Here is a 3,329-nt window from a genome sequence, read left to right as displayed (position 1 = left end):
TTTCAGTTCGGTCGCGCCCGGCAGCGGCGTGATCATGAAGCCGCCGGTTTCGGTTTGCCACCAGGTATCGACGATCGGGCAACGACTGTCGCCAATCTTCTTGTAATACCACTCCCAGGCTTCCGGGTTGATCGGTTCACCCACCGAACCCATGATGCGCAGGCTGCTGCGATCGGTGCCTTCAATCGCCTTATCGCCTTCGGCCATCAGCGCACGAATCGCGGTTGGCGCGGTATACAGCAGCGTGACCTTATGTTTATCCACCACTTCCGCCATGCGGCTTGGTTTTGGCCAGTTCGGCACGCCTTCAAACATCAGCGTGGTCGCGCCGCACGCCAGCGGACCGTATATCAGATAGCTGTGACCGGTGATCCAGCCGACATCAGCCGTGCACCAGTAAACATCATCAGGATGATAATCAAACACGTACTTAAAGGTGCTGGCGGCATACACCAGATAACCGCCGGTAGTGTGCAGCACGCCTTTCGGTTTGCCGGTAGAACCGGAGGTATAAAGGATAAACAGCGGATGTTCAGCATCAACGGCGACCGGTTGGTGCTGATCGCTGGCCTTCGCCACCAGATCGTGCCACCACAGATCGCGGCCTTCGCGCCAGCCGGTGTCTTTACCGGTGCGCTTAAACACCACCACATTTTTTACCGTAGTGACGTTCGGATTGTTCAGGGCATCATCGACGTTTTTCTTCAGCGGAATGCTGCGTCCGGCGCGCACGCCTTCATCGGCGGTGATGATCAGTTTGGCGTTGGAATCGACCACGCGTCCAGCAACCGCTTCCGGTGAGAAGCCGCCGAAGATCACCGAGTGCACCGCACCAATGCGCGCACAGGCCAGCATCGCCACGGCGGCTTCGGGCACCATCGGCATATAGATTGCTACCACGTCGCCTTTCTTCACGCCCAGGCTGCCGAGCACATTGGCAAAGCGGCAGACGTCCGCATGCAGTTCGCGGAAAGTAATGGTTTTGCTTTCGCTGGCGTCGTCGCCTTCCCAGATGATGGCGGGATGGTCGCCACGCGTGGCCAGATGGCGATCGAGGCAGTTGGCGGCAAGGTTCAGCGTACCGTCTTCATACCAGCGAATTGAAATATTGCCGGGGGCAAAGGAGGTATTTTTCACTTTGCTGTAAGGCTTAATCCAGTCGAGGATTTTGCCTTGTTCGCCCCAAAATGTGTCGGGATCGTCAACCGATTGTTGATACAGCGCCGCATACTGATCGGCATTAATGAGAGCATTCGCTGCAATGGCAGCGGGTACGGGATGCTTGTGTATTTGGCTCATGGCTGACCTCCTTGAAGATGTTAATCATATGTCAATCAATGGTTAATTGAAGAGCGCAACAGGGCTTTGTTTCTGTTTTGTAGTCTGGATCACGACCTTTTATCACCGCCAAATCCCTAACAATCGGCTGACAAAAACGCCGCGCGAGTAGCGCGATGTTCTGCCTTAAGCCTAAGAGATCTCTGACTCTGTTGTGCAAATAATCAGCAAACGAGCCGGGCCGCTTTTTGTGCAATATTGCATAGCTATGCTGAAACTTATCGAATTAACACTTTTCATAACAGCGAGTTATGGCTGTTAACCTTTGTCAGCATTTTATGCTACTAACCTGAATAAGATTTGCGCTATCACGCCGGGGGTTGCATTTACCGTAGTGAAAATGGTACTTATCTCGGCCCTGTTCAGCAGGTATCAACTCAGACTGCATCACTCCGCAGGCGCAAAATGCCCGCACAGCTGTAACCGACGTAGTCATAAATAACCCTCTATTTTATCGGGCTTTTGCTCACTTCCCTGTGTGACATTTCTCCTGCACCTTCGCAGCAGAGCAAAGGGGTTTTTAACTGAGGAAATAACGCGTTATGAAAGGTTTTAAGTTCACCCTTGCATGGCAAATCCTCGTCGCGCTGATTTTGGGCGTGATTGTGGGAACCGTGCTGCATAATCAGCCCGACGATCGTGAATGGTTAATCACTAACATTCTGACGCCAGCGGGTGACATCTTTATTCATCTGATCAAGATGATTGTGGTACCGATTGTTATCTCCTCACTGATTGTCGGCATTGCTGGCGTGGGTGATGCGAAAAAGCTCGGACGTATTGGTGTCAAAACCATTATCTATTTTGAAGTGATCACCACCCTTGCCATTGTGGTCGGCATCACGCTGGCCAACGTATTCCAACCCGGCAGCGGCATTGATATGTCAACGCTGGCAACGGTGGACATCTCTAAATACGAAGCCACAACCGAAGCCGTTCAGGGCGCACCGCACGGTCTGGTCACCACCATTCTGTCGCTGATCCCACAGAACATCTTCGCCTCGCTGGTGAAGGGCGACATGCTGCCGATTATCTTCTTCTCGGTGCTATTTGGTATGGGCTTGTCGGCGCTGCCATCGGAACATCGCGATCCGCTGGTCACGGTATTCCGTTCTATTTCCGAAACCATGTTTAAAGTGACGCACATGATCATGCGTTACGCGCCAGTCGGCGTGTTTGCGTTGATTGCGGTCACCATTGCGAACTTCGGTTTTGCTTCGCTCTATCCGCTCGCCAAGCTGGTGCTGCTGGTGTACGTGGCGATTCTGTTCTTTGCTTTCGTGGTGCTCGGCACGGTGGCGCGCTTCTGTAAGCTGCGCATTACTACGCTGATGCGCATTCTGAAAGACGAGCTGATTCTTGCCTATTCCACCTCCAGCTCAGAAACCGTGCTGCCGCGCATCATGCAGAAGATGGAAGCCTACGGTGCGCCGAAAGCCATCACCAGCTTCGTGGTGCCAACCGGTTACTCGTTTAACCTCGACGGTTCAACGCTGTACCAGAGCATCGCGGCGATCTTTATCGCCCAGTTGTACGGCATCGACCTGTCGCTGACCGACGAGATCATCCTGGTGCTGACGCTGATGGTGACCTCGAAAGGCATCGCCGGCGTGCCGGGCGTCTCCTTCGTGGTGCTGCTGGCAACGCTGGGCAGCGTGGGGATTCCGCTGGAAGGTCTGGCATTTATCGCCGGTGTGGATCGCATCATGGACATGGCGCGTACCGCGCTGAACGTGATCGGTAACGCGCTGGCGGTGCTGGTGATTGCGCGCTGGGAAGACCAGTTCGACACCAAACAGGCTGCGGCATACGAGCAGCAGCTGCGCACCCAAAGCGCCAGTTAATGTACGCCGTAGGGTCGCCATTAATGGCGACCGCTATACACTGAAACCCGCTTCGGCGGGTTTTTTTATGCCTGTTTCGGCAAAAAGCAAAAAAATCCCGCGCAGCAGAGGAATTAACAATTCTATGTGATATATAGTTTTACGAAT

At 53.7% G+C, this 3,329-nt stretch carries 2 protein-coding genes; one reads left to right on the top strand and one right to left on the bottom strand.

Annotation, left to right across the window (positions count from 1 at the left end; translation table 11 throughout):
* Positions 1-1,299 (bottom strand): acetate--CoA ligase (locus RTY00_RS22335; protein ID WP_312666306.1); only part of this gene is annotated, 1,299 nt, incomplete at its 3' end.
* A gap of 581 nt (positions 1,300-1,880) precedes the next feature.
* Between RTY00_RS22335 and gltP the strand changes: the two genes are divergently transcribed.
* Positions 1,881-3,182, top strand: a complete 1,302-nt coding sequence (gltP, locus tag RTY00_RS22330) for a glutamate/aspartate:proton symporter GltP (RefSeq protein ID WP_007888562.1) — start codon at positions 1,881-1,883, stop codon at positions 3,180-3,182.
* Positions 3,183-3,329: the final 147 nt, after the last annotated feature.

It is taken from the genome of Pantoea sp. CTOTU49201 (assembly GCF_032054795.1).
Classification (GTDB): domain Bacteria; phylum Pseudomonadota; class Gammaproteobacteria; order Enterobacterales; family Enterobacteriaceae; genus Pantoea; species Pantoea symbiotica.
Note: the sequence above shows the minus strand (reverse complement) of the source record. Positions and strands in the feature narration are given on the sequence as shown.

Coding starts and splice junctions, on each gene's coding strand:
- gltP (WP_007888562.1), top strand. CDS start 1,881: ATGAAAGGTTTTAAGTTCACCCTTGCATGGCAAATCCTCGTCGCGCTG.